A 14,504-nucleotide genomic window follows, 5' to 3' on the forward strand; every position below is an offset into this window, starting at 1 on the left:
GCTGGGCGACACGGAGGGGGTACCCCCGCCGAATCGAATTGGAGGCTCCTTAGGGAACGCTCACCGCCTTCATGAACGCGGGCCAAGTCGCCGGATCATTCCGTCCGACAGATTCCGAATCTGCAGGACAGGTCTCCTTGCCTGTACCCCGAAATGGGGCACGACGGCACCGACCACACCCCCGCGACCCTCAGTAGTATGCGGGGAACGCCCGGACTGAGGAGTGCAGTGCTGCCCGCGATCGATCTTGATACCGGCCACCTTCCGTTAGGCCGCTATCTAACGACACTCGACCAACTGGAAGAGCGCTACGTCACCGGCCAGGAGTACGATGCGTCGACAACGAGGCAGGGCATCTGGAACGACTTCCTTGATGTCACGAAGGGTCTTCGGGGGATGCTTCCGGTGTGTTATGTGTGGGTGTCGGGCAGCTTCATAAGCTCCAAGCTGAACCCCGAGGATATTGACGTCATGTACTGGTGCGAAGACGTCGATTTCAACCGAGTGCGCACCAGCGGGACGATCGTGGAGCAGTACGTGCTGCAGACGATCGCTCAATCTCGCCTACGCTCCGTCACGGGTCACCGGGTCGATAGCAGAATCGGTCGCTGGCATGCCCGACCCGAGACCGGCTTGCTCGATACGCCCGAGCACCACGCCTACGCGAGGTCGCGTGGCTTCTGGGACGATTTCTGGATGCGAATCCGATCGGGCGAGAAGGGCGATCCGCCCGTCCGGCTCGATGCCCTCCCGCGGCGCGGCTACGTCGAAGTCACGTTAGATGGTTGCAGCCATGAGTAAGTGGGACGAGTTCTTCGCGAGCGCAGACCACGACATCACTCATGCCGACATCATCTGGCGTGACGCAGAGGATCTCGCGCGCCTAAGCATCGAGTCTCTTGCGATCGATACAACCCTCGTTCGACGCGATCGTTCGCGAGGTTCCATCCGTCTTACTGGAACCGGAGTTCAAGGTCATTCCGTGCGGGTCGACAGCCTCACGAAGACGCTCGCGAACTTCCAGCGACTCGTGCTCGCATCGGGAATGGCGCTAGAGGGGCATCGTTCACTGAAGGGCCAGCCCCCGCCCCGTGTTTTGACCCGTACGCGTCTACGGGTGGAGGCCGCCCCATCGCCGGGCAGCCTAGTCGTCGCGTTCGTGGCTGACTCCCCCGTCGAAGCTGAAATCGCCCCCGACGGCCAGCCCGACATTCTGGGCGACGAATCAACCCTGCTAGACCGCTCGATTGAGAAGGCGATCGGGTTGCTGGCCACGGGCAAGGAGATCACTGCGAACGCCGATGACTCCGAGTTCATCGAACTGATCGAAGAGGCGGGGCCGCGCGTAGCGAGCACACTCCGAGACCTTGTGGAGTCCTTCATTGAATCGTCTATCGAGCCGGAGATCGTGTGGATGCAGCCGCGCACGCCGAAGGCGTTTGTGAGTGTGGCACTTCCAGAGCTACTCATGATCAGCAAGCTCGTCGCGGGACGTTCACTCGACCGCGACCCGGTCGAACTTGAGGGGATCCTGCATACGGTGAGCGACATGGCCCCTCTAAAGGTCACGACGATCGAGGGCGAGACCCTCACGGTAGAGGCGAAGGAACTCCCGTTCGAGGACATTCGAGCGTTGAACGTCGGCGACTACGTGCGGATCAAGGCGGAGGTAACCGAGGATCACACTCCCGGCGGGGAGCCGGTTGCCCGCTACACAGCGACCTCGGTTGAGAAGCTTGTGCCACCGAGGAATCAGTAGCGGCATGTACATCGGTGAGTTTCAATGGCTCGATTTCACTAACGTTCCCGGCCTGCTCGACTGGGTCGCGTTCGTCCTGGGCGGCTTAGGTATTGGCTTTACGATCGTGCAGTTGACGAGAAGCAAGGGTGCTCTCAAGGCCGCCGAACAAGCACTCGAATCCACGAGGGCCTCACTTGTCAGGAATCAGCTCGTGGCCGTCCTCCCGGCGTTCGAGGAAATCTCGCGTGAGATCGATGGCGCGCTTGAAGCGGATGACCGTAAGCGGATGGCGGAAGCCCTTCATCGGTTCTCATATCGAGCAGTGGAAGTGGTTGTTCTCCTGAAATCATCAAACGCAGGCTTTGAAGATCTCGCCAATGAGATTGCCAATGAAGGCTCAGACGCTTCCGAGGCACGCGGCAAGCTGTACGGCGAACCCACTGCAACAGTTGATGAACTCGTCGGCACCACGGCTTCGCAGATTCGACTATTGGCACCGAGGATTAGTGGTGTGGCCGTGTCAATCCGAAACGACCCGGGGAAGGGTGCAAATGCTTGACGACGGCGCTTGGCTTCGATTGATCAGTGGTCTCGCCGACGCGACCGAGAACGGCGACCTCGAATGGAGCTTGAAGTCAACCCGATCCGGCGAGGGTTTCTCGGCGATCATGCGAATGTACACGGACAGCCTCAATCCGAGAGTCATCTACTCCGCACACAGCAGGAGCGGCTTCTATGAATTGTCTGCAGGAGATGCTCTTGGGCACGCGCCTTATGAGCTCGCGGCGTGGGACATCACTGGTCAGAAGCAGAAACCACTCGGATCAATACGATCCTCTGTCGAAGTCGCCACAAGTTATGGATTGAACCAGGCCCTCGACCGGCTCTTCGCGATCGTCGCCGCAAACACCGAATCCGGCGATGAGATCGTCAACCGACTCCTGGGTGACTTCGAGGACCACTCGGCGGATCACTAGTGCACTAGTAGAAGCCTGCCGATTGGTCTCACCAGTGCGTAGCGACGAACGCGAGGGCCAGCCAGGCTAGTTGGGAGGGTCGGCCCGGAAGGTTGGTTAGCCCCTCCCGCCTCATAACCTCGCGTTCGTCGCAGTCGCCTTCACCCTGGGTCGAAGGCAGCATCCATCCTACTAAACAAACTTGCCGAGTAAGTATTACTCTCGTCGGCATGGACGATGTCAATTCGAGGTCAACTGGCCCGACGCCGAAGTCGATGCGAGTGCACGCCGATGCGGCGGCGAAGGCTTCGAAGGCGTGGGCACTGCGGGTCGCGGGTGGCTCGTGGGCCGAGATCGCGAGCATCGTGGGGTTCAGCGATGACACGGCAGCCTGCCGAGCGGTGAAGAACTACTTCGGCGAACTCCCCCAGGTCGATCGTGAGGAGGCGCGGGCGATGTGGCGTGCTCGGCACGAACTGCTCTGGAGGAAGGCCCTCGAAGATGTGAACAAGGGCAAGCCGGGAGGGGTTCGCGCGGGGGTCGCGGTCATGCGGTCGGCGTCCCTGCTCGACGGCCTCGACCAGCCGCACCGCATCGAGGTGACCGACCCGACGGCGAACGAGCTTGGCGACTTCGTTCGTCAGCTTGCCCGTGTGGCCGGGGCGAACTTTCCGATGGAAGGCAACCCCTTCAACGACGAGATCGAAGACGGCGAGGTCATCGACGAGACTGACGCCCCGTAGGCGGCCTAACGAAGCGGGATGGCGCAACGACACCAGCCATCCCTTGAAAGGCCCGCAGATCGCATCCTGTGGGCGCTGGGTTAACCAACGCTGGCCAGGGCTTAACAAGGTGAAGGGCCAGGGAACTACACCCCCGGCCCTTCTGCGATCCGCGACGGGTGACCAAACCCGCCCGACCGCTCACGGCACCCGCCCACCTAAGACAAACACCGTGGAGCTTCTCAACTCGACCAGTCGACCGACGCCCAACTCGGCTGCTCGGCCTCGGCCTTGCGGGCGGCTTCCTCGTCGAGTTCCCGGCGACGCTCGGCGAGTTCGGCATCGATAGATTCGCGCTCTCCGGACGGTGCCCACCGGGGATGCTGCAAGAAGTTCGTCCGCTTCACTGCAGCGAGCGCCTCGGGCCGATACGACCACGGCTCACCGTAACCCTCGGTGCGTTCCTCGTCGCCCGCGACCTCGACGAACAAGCGCAGTCCGGCGACATCGACGGCAAGCTCCCACCGCCCGAGAAGCTCGTAGGCTGCGACCTCGCGAATCCGCTCGATATCGGTCGGGCTCGATGCCTTCGTGAGCGCCCGGTCGCACTCGCGGCACACCGGGGCCGGAGACCCATCCGCCCACTGCAACGACGACCGCACCCAGCCGATACTCGACCGGCGACCGCACATCCCGCAGGCCCCGTCTCCGCACCGGCTCGGGCGCATAGCCCCGAGTGCACCGTTCACGGCCTCGCGGAGGGCCTCGCGATCGATCCAGCCCCACGGCTCGCCGATGTCGCGTTTCGCGATGTTCTCCGGCGCATCCCCGACCGGCCAGCGCTGTGCCGCGATCAAGGGTCGCCCGAAGCGCACGACGGCCACGCGGGCTTCGTTCGCGGTCACGTCGAGGCCGAGCAGTTCCTCGATCACGGCCTCGGCGGTCGGGTCGCCGTGACGATCGCACGCCCGCCGCCACATGTCGATGACCGGGCGACCGGCCAGAGCGCGAGCCTCGTCGACTTGGCGCTCGTAGGCGATGCTCGGCCCGTCGAGCCAGACCGCCTCGGGAAGCCGGGAGCCATGCCCTGCGGGCACGGTGACACCGCACACCCGGCATACCGCTCGCGGCAGATCACGCTGCCGAGCGTCGACCTCCGCAACCTTCGCCCGCAACGCCTGCACGCGCTCGCTCGTCCTCGGGCTCATCGCCGACCTCCCCGGTAACGAACACCACGAGCGACCCACTGCCGCAGCCTCCAAACCCGCAGGGCGAGTTCATCGAACCCGCCCGTCGCCGACGCGACCAGCGACTTGCGATAGACGCAGGCGGGGTGACCACCCGCGGCGAGCGCCGCCCTGGAGACCGATACGGCCCCGCCGCATACCCTGCAGTTGAACTCGATGTTCACTTCTCCTCCTCGGTCGCCCGGACATCGCCGGGAACGATGAACGCGAACCTGTAGTTCGCTTCCCACGGCGGGTCACCGGGGGTGACGTAGACGCCGTAGGGCTCAAGCTCGGCGAAGACCGCCTCCAACCGCTCCGGCGAGATGCCCGCAAGGTCGACCGGGCGAAGATTAGCCTTGCCCTGCAGTTCCTCAGTGAGCGCGACGTGCAGAACAATGCACGCGGCGAGCGAGAGCCGCGGAGCGATCTCGCCCGCCCAGGTCGCGAGTCGTGGGGTCGTCATGGGGTCTGCTCCTTGTTCGCTTCGTATGCACCCTTTTGTGACACCTCGCGCGGGGGTGTGACATCTGTGACATGTGTGACAGGAGAGCCATTTGTCACAGTTGTCACACTTGTCTCACCCCCCAACGGGGTCGTGACATTCGGCTTCTGGTACTGGCCCCGGATCGGCTGATCAACCTTTCCGGTCTTCACGAGGCGCGACAGGTTCATGGCGACGGTCGCCCGCCGATATTCGGGTTCGGAAAACTCGGCCATGATCTCCTTGGTCGACACCGCCCCTGGCGCGGCGAGGATGAACGAGAGCAGCTCCGTCCGCAGTTCGCCGTACTGGCCTGCATTCTCTTGGGCCACGACGCTCGCGACCGAGCGCTCGGTCGCCCCGAGCACGACGACCCGGCCCACCTCGGTCTCATCGCCGTCGTCGGTCGCGACCTTGGCGCTGTCGAGGCGGTACGAGAGGTTCCAATCGCCCTTCGAGTAGTTGCCCTTGTCGAGGCTCATCACCACGTCGCCCTCTTCCCGATCACGGGCGAACAGGATCACGGCGCGAGCGCTGTCCCGGTACGCGTGCGACCCGCTGAGGAAGTCGCTCGACGACCCGGCGCTGCCCTTCCGGAAGTGTGCGATCGCGGCGATGGTCGCGCCCGTCTCCTCGCCGATGAGCGCGAGCGTGTCGAGCACTGCGCGCACGTCGCGCACCTTGTCGTTGTCGCCGTCGAGGGTCGACGTGATCGGGTCGAAGATCACCAGCCCGGCCCGCGTGCGCTCGATCGCGTCGCGCAGCAGGTCGGCGTCGAGCGGCAGTTTCGGCACGGTCGCCCCGCCCCGGCTCTCGGCCTCGATCGCGAGGTGATGCATGCGTCGGAGGTCCACCCCGTTCGCGACCGCGCGCGGCACGACGACCGTAGCGAGCGGGTCTTCGTGGCTCACGAGCAGGACATCGGTCGGCCCGGCGAGATCGCCTTCGAGGGTGCCGTGCGTCGCCTGCCCGGCAAGGTGCAGCGCGAACGTCGACTTGCCGACATCCCCTCGGCCGGCGAGCAGAGAGACACCGCCCAGAGGCATCACCCCGCGCCAGAACCACCGCTGCCGCGCGGTGCCCACCGAGCCGAACGACGTGAGTCGGGCCGACCGGCTCGACCTGACGATCGCCTCGCCCGACCGCGTGCTCGGCCCGAAGTCGCGAAGCTCGCGAAGGTCATCCGAATCCCCGAGCGGCTGGCCCGCCCCCGGCAACACGACCGGCCAGTCGTCCACAACCTCACTCATGAGACTCCTCTGAGATGAACTCGGCCCAGTACTCCTCGGCAGCCTCATCGAGGCGACGGTCGAGGTCGCCGGGACGGTCGAACGCGATCCGATAGAACTTGTCGGCGTCGCCCTCGGCACGTTCGAGCCGGGCGTGCAGTTCCGCGACCTCGGCGTCGCGCGCATGCCAGCCCTGCGCCCAGCACGAGATGCAAGCCTCATGCGCTTCGTCGATCGGGTACTCGAACCCAGCCAACTGGGTACCCTGGGCTTCGGGATGCCGGGGCGATTCGAGCGCTCCGGCCTCCTCGGTCTCCACCGCCCTACCCTTCGAGGAGCAGCGCCGGGTCGATGCCGAGCGCGCGGGCAAGGTCGCTCGTGAGCACGTAGTAGCGCCCGCCGACCTTGCGCACCTCGCACGGGAACTCACCGGCCTGCGCGAGGAGGTAGGACTTCGCCCGCGAGATGCCGAGCCACTTGCCCGCCTCCGGGATGAGAAGCCGAGGCGGAAGATCGCGAAGGCCCTTCAGCGTGATTGCAGTTGCTGTCGTCATGTCTCAAGTGTCACCATCCGTGATAGGCAGTGACAGCGTATAATTTGTCATATGCAGCCGAGTTCCGATAACAACAGCCCGTTGTATCAGCATCTCGTCGATCAGATGGACGAAGCGACGCGCACGCGAGTCGAGCTGGAACTTGCCCGACGCGAACACGCGAGCCTCGTCAAGAGCGGCAACCCGACCTTCAAGCCCGCGGGCCTCACCGTGATCGCCCATAAGGAGGGGCCCGACCCTCTCGCGGTTTTCGTGGCGAGCATCAACGGCGAACCAGAGCCCCCCGGCAAGTTCGGCGTGCAGATCTTCGATCCCGTGGGCGGCGCGGTCTACACAGTGCTCGTGAACGATACGAACGAAGTTACTGAGGTGCGGGTTGCAGCAGATTCGGGCATGACCTTGGCAGATATCAAAGAACTCCCCCGCGACCGCATCACGTTCATTGCAAGGGAGTATGTGGCCGACAAGGACGGCGACCTCCGCCAGACGAAGAGTCGCGGTAGCGGGCCTCCCGCACTGTCGTATGTCGCGTCCGTAGCCCGCCGTGCGCGAGCGGCGGGAGTGTCACCCCGAGAGGCTCTGCGAGATCTCACGTGGGCCAGCCTCAGCACCGTCGACCGGTGGCTGCGAGACGCTCGCGAAGCGGGCCTGCTCGAACGCGACGGACGAGGCCGCAAGAAGAAGACCACGACGAACGGAGGCACGAAATGAACGGTGTTGGCGTGAACCAGAGGCACAAGCCCTGCACCTGCGAGCGCGTGCACGGCACGAACTGCACCGGGAACGGGCGCTGCCGGTGCCCGCGCGTGCATACGGCGAAGTGCCCGCACCGTATCCGCCCCGATGGCAAGACCGCGTGCGGCTGCCCGTGGGCCTATTCCGCCGAGACGAGCCGCAACGGCAAGCGCGTAGCGACGACCGGCTCGGGGTACACCTCGAAGACCGCCGCGATGCGTGCACGTGCCGAAGCCCTCGAAACGCTGAAGCGCGCACCGCTCGCCGCGCGTCGCGGGGAGACGCTCGGCGACTTCCTCGAATCGTGGATGAAGCGCAAGTCGACCGGCTCGAACGCACTGCGCGCCTCGACCCTTGTCGACTACGAGCGCTACGTCGCCACGATCACGGAGGCGATCGGAGGCACGCGTCTCCGTGATGTCACGCCCGACACTCTCGACGACCTGGAGCGCCATCTCCACCGGGCGAACCCCGCTGCGACGACTGCCCACGCGCGTGCCTTCGCCGTGCTCCAGTCGGCCCTGCGCGACGCGTACCGGCGCGGTCTCATCCTCGATGACCCGACCCGTCGCCGAGACGCCGTGCGCGCCCCGAAGCGCACTAGGAAGATGTTGCAGCCCGAGGAGTTCTCGCGGCTCATCGCATGGATGCAGCGACACGACGAGCGGCTCGCCGCCGTGTTCTGGGTCGCCGTCGCTACCGGCCTTCGCCGCGGCGAGATCTGCGGCCTTCGATGGGTTGATGTCGACCTCGACCGACACCGCCTGATCGTCGAGCAGCAGGCCGTGCAGATCGGTCGCGAGATCGTCGTCGGAGCACCGAAGACGCGTGCCGGTGAAGGGCGGGTCGTGATGCTCGACGACCGCACCGTCGAAGTGTTGCGAAGCGTGCAGGCACAGCAGGCGGCAGATGCCGCCGAGTGGGGAGATCTCTACGCGAACGATGCGCTGCTGGTGTTCACCCGCGAAGACGGTACGGGCTACGTGCCCGAGCAGTTGACGGCGGGGCTCCCCCGAATGATCAAGCGATTCAACTTCGAGCTTCGTATCGCGTCGCTTCCGGCGAACGATGATGAACTCGCAACCCTCGCGAAGTCTCGCGGCATGGGTGCAAGTCGACTCGCCGCGATCCGGCTCGATCCGACACTTACCGGCAGCCCCTTGCCCGTTGTGTCCCTCCACTCGCTTCGGCACCTCTCGGCATCACTGTTGCTCGGGGCGGGGCGCGGTCTTGCGGCGGTGCAGAGGCGTCTCGGGCACTCCTCGATCACCGTGACGAGCGACCTCTACGGCCACCTTGTGGAGTCGCTCGGGCGGGAAGATGCAACGGTCGCCATGGCGCAGATTTCGCCCCAGATTTCGCCCGAGTCCTAGCAATTCCCAAGCAATCCGCCCATCGAGGCCGGATACGACGAAACCCCCGGCTGCGGATCTTCCGCTAACCGGGGGTTTCTCTTGGTGCACCCCCAGGGACTTGAACCCTGAACCCACTGATTAAGAGTCAGTTGCTCTGCCGATTGAGCTAGAGGTGCATCGATTCGGGGCTGTTTTTCAACAACCGAACCGAGCGTCAACGTTATCAGGTCGTTCGCCGCTGCGCCAATCGAGCACGGCACGGCGTGTTCACCCGCGCCCGATAGCCTGAATCGCGTGACCGACCACGCCGAAACCACCGCCCTCGACCTCGCCGACGACCTCGAACTCGCCCTCGAGCTCGCCGACCTCGCCGACGCCGTCGCGATCGCGAAGTTCCGCGCCGTCGACCTCGCCGTGTCGACGAAGCCCGACCGCACGTTCGTGACCGAGGCCGACCTCGCCGTCGAACGGGCGATTCGCGATCGGCTCGCCGAGGCGCGCCCCGCCGACGGCATCCTCGGCGAGGAGTTCGGCACGTCGGGCGACACGACGCGTCAGTGGATCATCGACCCGATCGACGGTACGTCGAACTTCATGCGCGGCGTCCCGGTGTGGGGCGCGCTCATCTCGCTCGCGATCGACGGCGTGCCCGTCGTCGGCGTCGCCTCCTCCCCCGCGTTGGGCCGGCGCTGGTGGGCGGCGCGCGGCGCCGGCGCGTTCACGACGGATGCCTCGGGCGCGACCCCGCGCCGCATCGCCGTGTCGCAGGTGGCCGACCTCGCCGATGCCTCGCTGAGCTTCCAGAGCATCGCCCAGTGGCGCGAGGCCGGCTACCTCGACCGCCTGCTCGCCCTCGCCGAACGGGTCTGGCGCGATCGCGCCTACGGCGACCTGTGGTCGTACATGCTGCTCGCCGAGGGGCTCATCGACGTGACCGGCGAGTTCGACGTGAAGCCCTACGACCTCGCCGCGCTCGTGCCGATCGTCGAGGAGGCGGGCGGGCGATTCACCTCGATCACCGGCGAGCCCGGCCCGTGGCACGGCTCGGCGCTCGCGACGAACGGCCGGTTGCACGAGACGGTGCTCGAGGCGCTCGGCGAGCGGGCGTGACCGGCATGGAGTTCGTCGTCTTCACCGAACCGCAGCAGGGCGCGAGCTACGACGAGCAGCTCGCCCAGGCGCAGGCCGCCGAGCGCCTCGGCTTCGACGGCTGGTTCCGTTCCGACCACTTCCTGCGCATGGGCGACGGCGACCCGCTGCCCGGCCCGACCGACGCGTGGGTGACCCTCGCGGGCCTCGCCCGTGAGACCGAGCGCATCAGGCTCGGCACCCTCGTCTCGTCGGCGACGTTCCGCCACCCGTCGCTGCTCGCGATCCAGGTGGCCCAGGTCGACGCGATGTCGGGCGGCCGTGCCGAGTTCGGCCTCGGCACCGGATGGTTCGCCGAGGAGCACACCGCCTACGGCATCCCGTTCCCGCCGAAGCGCTTCGACCTGCTCGAGGAGCAGCTCGACATCGTCACGGGCCTCTGGGCGACGCCGGTGGGCGAGGCCTTCGACTTCGCCGGCGAGCACTATACGCTCGCCGGCGCACCGGCGCTCCCGAAGCCCGTGCAGTCCCGCGTGCCGGTCGTCATCGGCGGCGCCGGGCTGAAGCGCACCCCCGAGCTCGCGGCGCGGTTCGCGACCGAGTTCAACCTCGGCTTCCGCTCGGAGGACGAGATCGCCGCCGCCTTCGAGCGCGTGCGCCGAGCCTGCGAGGCGATCGGCCGCGACCCCGCGACGATGCGCACGTCCGTCGCACTGCCGACGGTCGTCGCGGAGCACGACGCCGACTACCTGCGCCGCCTCGCCGCGATCGACGAGGACCCCGACGACTTCGCCGAGGTCAACATCGCCGGAACGCCGGCGGCCGCGGTCGAGAAGCTCGAGCGGCTGCGCGAGCTCGGCGCCGACCGCGTCTACCTGCAGCTCGTCGACCTGCGCGACCTCGACCATCTCGAGCTCATCGCGGCCGAGGTGCTCCCCGCGCTTCGCTGACCCCGCGACGGATGCCTCGTGGCCGGCGCCGGCCACGAGGCATCCGCTCGCTCATCGACGGGCCGGCCGTGACGGCCTGCGGCTCCACGCCACGCCGATGAGGCAGAGCGCGCCGCCCACCATGCCGAGGACGGTCGGCAGCTCGCCGAGCAGCAGCCAGCCGAGCAGCACGACGATCGCGGGGACGGCGAGCGTCGCCGAGGCGGTGACGCCGGCCGGACTGCGCTTGAGCACGTACGCCCAGAGCAGGAACGCGACCGCCGACGGGAACACCCCGAGGTACACCATCGCCCAGACCGCGGGCGCGGGCGCGGCGCCGACCTCGACGACGGTCTGCGGCAGGAAGGGCAGCAGGGCGGCGGCGCCGATCGCGCAGCCCACCCACGTCGCGCTCAGCGCGTCGGTGTCGCGCAGGGCGACCTTCTGCACGAGCACGCCGAGCGCGTAGAGCAGCGCGGCCAGGAGGCCGAGGACGACGCCCAGCGGATCGGCGTGATTGCCGACGCCGCCGGTCGCGATGAGCACGACGCCCGCGAAGGCGACGAGCATGCCGACCACGAGCGAGCGCGGGAAGCCCTCCTTGAGGAACACGCCGGCCGCGACCGCGACGATGAGGGGTGCGACGTTCACGAGCATCGCGGCGGTGCCGGCGTCGAGATGCCGCTCGGCGAGGTTCAGCACGAGGGTGTAGCCGGCGAACCAGAGCACGCCGTACAGGGCCACGAGTGCGAGCGAGCGTCCGCGCGGCAACGGCGGCCGGCGAACGAGGGCGACGGCGACCAGTGCCGCGGTGCCGACGAGTTGCCGGCCCAGCGCGAGGGGGCCCGGCGAGAGCGCGTCGCCGACGAAGCGGATGGCGATGAACGCCGAGGCCCAGAGCACCAGGACGACGAGCATCGCCGTCAGCACCTTCCACCCCGGCGAGGGTGTCGACGCGGTCACGGCTGGCGGCTGGAGGCTCGGGGCGGCGGTTCGCATTCCCCCAGCCTGACGATCGGATCATCTCAGCACAAGCGAACGATCCTTGGGTTCGATTAAGCAGAACTGTACGATTGTGATCATGGTCGATCCGCACCGGCTCCAGGTCTTCCGCACCGTCGTGCTCACGGGCTCGATCAACCGCGCGGCGGCCCGACTCGGCTACACCGCGTCGGCCGTGAGCCAGCACGTCAGCGCCCTGCAGCGGGAGACCGGCCTGACCCTCGTCGAGCGCCGCGGTCGCGGCATCGTGCCGACCTCGGCCGGTGTCGCGGTCGCCGATCGCGCCGGTCGCGTGCTCGATCACCTCGCGGACTTCGATGGCGCGGTCGACGACCTGCGGGCGGGTCGCAGCGGCACGATGCGCATCAGCTGCTTCATGTCGGCGAATCGCGCATGGATGCCGCCCGTCGTGGCCGAGCTCGCCCGCACCTACCCCGACCTCCGGCTCGAGCTCTCGATGGTCGAACGAGCCGGACAGCTCTCAGGCGAGCCCGACCTCGAGCTCTACATCGCCGAGTCGATCCGCGGCGACCGCGACCCGGCGGTGGCCGACGGCTCGCCCGACGGCTACGACCTGGAAGAGCTGCGCACCGAGGGCTACGTCGTCGTGGTGCCCTCGGGACACCGGCTCGCCGCGCGCGAGTCGATCGGACTCGTCGAACTCGAGGGCGAGCCGTGGATCGACAACGACGACGCGCACGGGCCGTGCCGCGAGATCGTGCTCTCGGCGTGTGCGGCACTCGGGTTCGCACCGCAGTACCGCCTGCACGCGCCCGATTACACGAGTGCCTTCGACTACGTCGAGCAGGGCGTCGGCATCACCGTGCTGCCCCGCCTCGGCGCGATCGGACTGCCCGACGGCGTCGAACTGCGGCCCATCGCCGACACGGCCGCACGGCGCCGCATCATGATGCGGGTGAAACGGTCGATGCGCACCCACCCGGCGGTGCTGCGCGCCGCCGAGCTGCTGAGGGCGGCGGCCCGGCGCGACTGACCGCGGCGCCGGCCCCCTCGGATGCCTCGTGCCCGGCCACGAGGCATCCGGATCGTTCGACGCGTGCGATCAGGGTCGCAACTCGGGCAGCGGCCCGCCGCCCCGGGCGTCGGCCCAGAGGTCGATGCCGGCGTCGCCGGCGAACCGGTCGATCTCGGTGAGCTCGTCGGCGGTGAAGTCGCGGCGGTCGACCGCCGCGACGTTCTCTTCGAGCTGCCGCACGCTCGACGCCCCGACGACGAGGCTCGTCACCCGCTCGTCGCGGAGCGCCCAGGCGAGCGCGAGCTGCGCGAGCGACTGCCCGCGGCGCTCCGCGATCGCGGCGAGCCCGCGGATGCGCTCGAGGGTCTCGTCGGAGAGCATCGAACGGTCGAGCGACCCGTCGGCCGCCGCGCGCGAATCGGCCGGGATGCCGCCGAGGTACTTGCCGGTCAGGAGGCCCTGCGCGAGCGCGGTGAAGCCGATGACGCCGAAGCCGTCGTCGGCCGCCGCGTCGAGGAGGCCCTCGGTCTCGATCCAGCGGTTCAGCATGGAGTACGACGGCTGGTGGATCGTGAGCGGCGTGCCGCGCTCGGCGAGCAGGCGCGCCATCTCACGGCTCTGCTCGGCCGAGTACGACGAGATGCCGACGTACAGCGCCTTGCCCTGCCGCACGATGTGGTCGAGGGCGGCCGCCGTCTCTTCGAGCGGCGTGCCGGGGTCGGGGCGGTGGTGGTAGAAGATGTCGACGTGGTCGAGGCCGAGCGCGGTGAGCGAGCGGTCGAGGCTCGCGACCAGGTACTTGCGGCTGCCCCCCACGCCGTGCGGCCCCGGCCACATGTCCCACCCGGCCTTCGTCGAGACGACGATCTCGTCTCGGTAGGGGGCGAGGTCGCTCGCGAGGATACGGCCGAAGTTCTCTTCGGCGGCGCCGTACGGCGGGCCGTAGTTGTTCGCGAGGTCGAAGTGCGTGATGCCGAGGTCGAATGCCCGGCGCACGATCGCCCGCTGCGACTCGAGCGGCCGATCGTCGCCGAAGTTCTGCCAGAGCCCGAGCGAGAGCAGCGGCAGCTGCAACCCGGACCGACCGGTGCGGCGGTGTGGCATACGGTCGTATCTGGCGGCATCGGCGATGTACGGCATGCAGTCATGCTAGCCAGACTCACCGACACGGGCCGTGCGCGGCCCGGCCCGCCTCGAGCCGTATTCCGTTGCCGGTATCCGTCGCACCATGGACACGATGGACAATCGGCTCCGACAACTTCACCGCACCGGCCATATGGCGCCGTGCCGCGCGACTGGCAGGATCTTCAACCATCGCGACGCGACTCCCCCACCGCGCGCAGCCCCGACGAAGGATCCGACGATGGACGAGCACCAGCCCGAGAACTGGTACTGCCCCGAGCCCGACTGCGACTACTGCGGGGGCGCGTTCACCGACTGAGCCAGCACGTCGTCCCCGACGACACCCGACCCGTACCGTCCCCGACGCAGAACGCCCGGCGACTC

Annotated in this window: 17 protein-coding genes and 1 tRNA gene; 10 read left to right on the forward strand and 8 right to left on the reverse strand. The window is 67.6% G+C overall.

Translation table 11 applies throughout. From position 1 onward, the window contains the following. The first annotated feature begins 228 nt into the window (after positions 1–228). From ACWGPE_RS12945 to ACWGPE_RS12965, 5 genes are all read left to right on the forward strand, one after another. Positions 229–801, forward strand: a complete 573-nt coding sequence (locus tag ACWGPE_RS12945) for a DUF6932 family protein (protein WP_452048847.1) — start codon at positions 229–231, stop codon at positions 799–801. Continuing rightward, positions 794–1,759, forward strand: coding sequence for a hypothetical protein (locus ACWGPE_RS12950; protein WP_452048848.1), 966 nt, complete (start codon positions 794–796; stop codon positions 1,757–1,759). The genes ACWGPE_RS12945 and ACWGPE_RS12950 overlap by 8 nt, the downstream gene beginning before the upstream one ends. A gap of 4 nt (positions 1,760–1,763) precedes the next feature. After that, positions 1,764–2,300 (forward strand): hypothetical protein, encoded by a 537-nt coding sequence (locus ACWGPE_RS12955; RefSeq protein WP_452048849.1) that lies wholly within the window; start codon positions 1,764–1,766, stop codon positions 2,298–2,300. Continuing rightward, entirely contained in the window at positions 2,293–2,718 is a 426-nt protein-coding gene (locus tag ACWGPE_RS12960; protein ID WP_452048850.1) for a hypothetical protein, read from the forward strand. Before ACWGPE_RS12955 ends, ACWGPE_RS12960 begins: the two co-directional genes overlap by 8 nt. A 380-nt stretch (positions 2,719–3,098) precedes the next feature. Further along, positions 3,099–3,440 carry a hypothetical protein gene (locus ACWGPE_RS12965; protein ID WP_452048851.1) on the forward strand — a complete coding sequence of 114 codons (342 nt, stop codon included), beginning with the start codon at positions 3,099–3,101 and terminating at the stop codon, positions 3,438–3,440. Positions 3,441–3,661: 221 nt separating this feature from the next. On the opposite strand, the gene ACWGPE_RS12970 is transcribed toward ACWGPE_RS12965, so the two are convergent. From ACWGPE_RS12970 to ACWGPE_RS12990, 5 genes are all read right to left on the reverse strand, one after another. Further along, a complete protein-coding gene (locus ACWGPE_RS12970; RefSeq protein WP_452048852.1) occupies positions 3,662–4,603 on the reverse strand; it encodes a hypothetical protein in 942 nt (313 codons plus the stop codon). Between the two features lie 223 nt (positions 4,604–4,826). Further along, complete coding sequence (locus tag ACWGPE_RS12975; protein WP_452048853.1) at positions 4,827–5,111, reverse strand: hypothetical protein; 285 nt, start codon at positions 5,109–5,111, stop codon at positions 4,827–4,829. Continuing rightward, a complete protein-coding gene (locus ACWGPE_RS12980) occupies positions 5,108–6,379 on the reverse strand; it encodes an AAA family ATPase (RefSeq protein WP_452048854.1) in 1,272 nt (423 codons plus the stop codon). The genes ACWGPE_RS12975 and ACWGPE_RS12980 overlap by 4 nt, the downstream gene beginning before the upstream one ends. Next, positions 6,372–6,677 (reverse strand): hypothetical protein, encoded by a 306-nt coding sequence (locus ACWGPE_RS12985; RefSeq protein ID WP_452048855.1) that lies wholly within the window; start codon positions 6,675–6,677, stop codon positions 6,372–6,374. Before ACWGPE_RS12985 ends, ACWGPE_RS12980 begins: the two co-directional genes overlap by 8 nt. A gap of 4 nt (positions 6,678–6,681) precedes the next feature. After that, positions 6,682–6,912, reverse strand: coding sequence for a hypothetical protein (locus ACWGPE_RS12990; protein ID WP_452048856.1), 231 nt, complete (start codon positions 6,910–6,912; stop codon positions 6,682–6,684). Positions 6,913–6,963: 51 nt separating this feature from the next. Here ACWGPE_RS12990 and ACWGPE_RS12995 point away from each other — a divergent pair, with 51 nt between their 5' ends. Both ACWGPE_RS12995 and ACWGPE_RS13000 read left to right on the forward strand, forming a co-directional pair. Continuing rightward, positions 6,964–7,623, forward strand: coding sequence for a hypothetical protein (locus ACWGPE_RS12995; RefSeq protein WP_452048857.1), 660 nt, complete (start codon positions 6,964–6,966; stop codon positions 7,621–7,623). Positions 7,624–7,634: 11 nt separating this feature from the next. Continuing rightward, entirely contained in the window at positions 7,635–9,020 is a 1,386-nt protein-coding gene (locus ACWGPE_RS13000) for a tyrosine-type recombinase/integrase (protein ID WP_452048858.1), read from the forward strand. Between the two features lie 82 nt (positions 9,021–9,102). Here ACWGPE_RS13000 and ACWGPE_RS13005 read toward each other — a convergent pair. Continuing rightward, positions 9,103–9,178 (reverse strand) — tRNA-Lys (locus ACWGPE_RS13005). Between the two features lie 118 nt (positions 9,179–9,296). Here ACWGPE_RS13005 and ACWGPE_RS13010 point away from each other — a divergent pair. Next, positions 9,297–10,112 (forward strand): inositol monophosphatase family protein, encoded by an 816-nt coding sequence (locus ACWGPE_RS13010; RefSeq protein WP_231430632.1) that lies wholly within the window; start codon positions 9,297–9,299, stop codon positions 10,110–10,112. 5 nt (positions 10,113–10,117) lie between these two features. After that, positions 10,118–11,041 (forward strand): LLM class F420-dependent oxidoreductase, encoded by a 924-nt coding sequence (locus tag ACWGPE_RS13015; protein ID WP_452048859.1) that lies wholly within the window; start codon positions 10,118–10,120, stop codon positions 11,039–11,041. Positions 11,042–11,092: 51 nt separating this feature from the next. On the opposite strand, the gene ACWGPE_RS13020 is transcribed toward ACWGPE_RS13015, so the two are convergent. Further along, positions 11,093–12,019: a DMT family transporter gene (locus ACWGPE_RS13020; RefSeq protein WP_231430631.1), complete on the reverse strand. Its 927-nt coding sequence runs from the start codon at positions 12,017–12,019 to the stop codon at positions 11,093–11,095. Between the two features lie 82 nt (positions 12,020–12,101). Between ACWGPE_RS13020 and ACWGPE_RS13025 the strand changes: the two genes are divergently transcribed. Then, on the forward strand, positions 12,102–13,016 hold the full coding sequence (locus tag ACWGPE_RS13025) for a LysR family transcriptional regulator (protein ID WP_231430629.1): 915 nt from the start codon (positions 12,102–12,104) through the stop codon (positions 13,014–13,016). Between the two features lie 69 nt (positions 13,017–13,085). Here the strand turns inward: ACWGPE_RS13025 and mgrA are convergent, their stop codons facing one another. Beyond that, positions 13,086–14,138 carry an L-glyceraldehyde 3-phosphate reductase gene (gene mgrA, locus ACWGPE_RS13030; protein WP_231430628.1) on the reverse strand — a complete coding sequence of 351 codons (1,053 nt, stop codon included), beginning with the start codon at positions 14,136–14,138 and terminating at the stop codon, positions 13,086–13,088. Between the last annotated feature and the right edge of the window lie 366 nt (positions 14,139–14,504).

This window comes from Agromyces sp. NPDC055658, assembly GCF_053618155.1.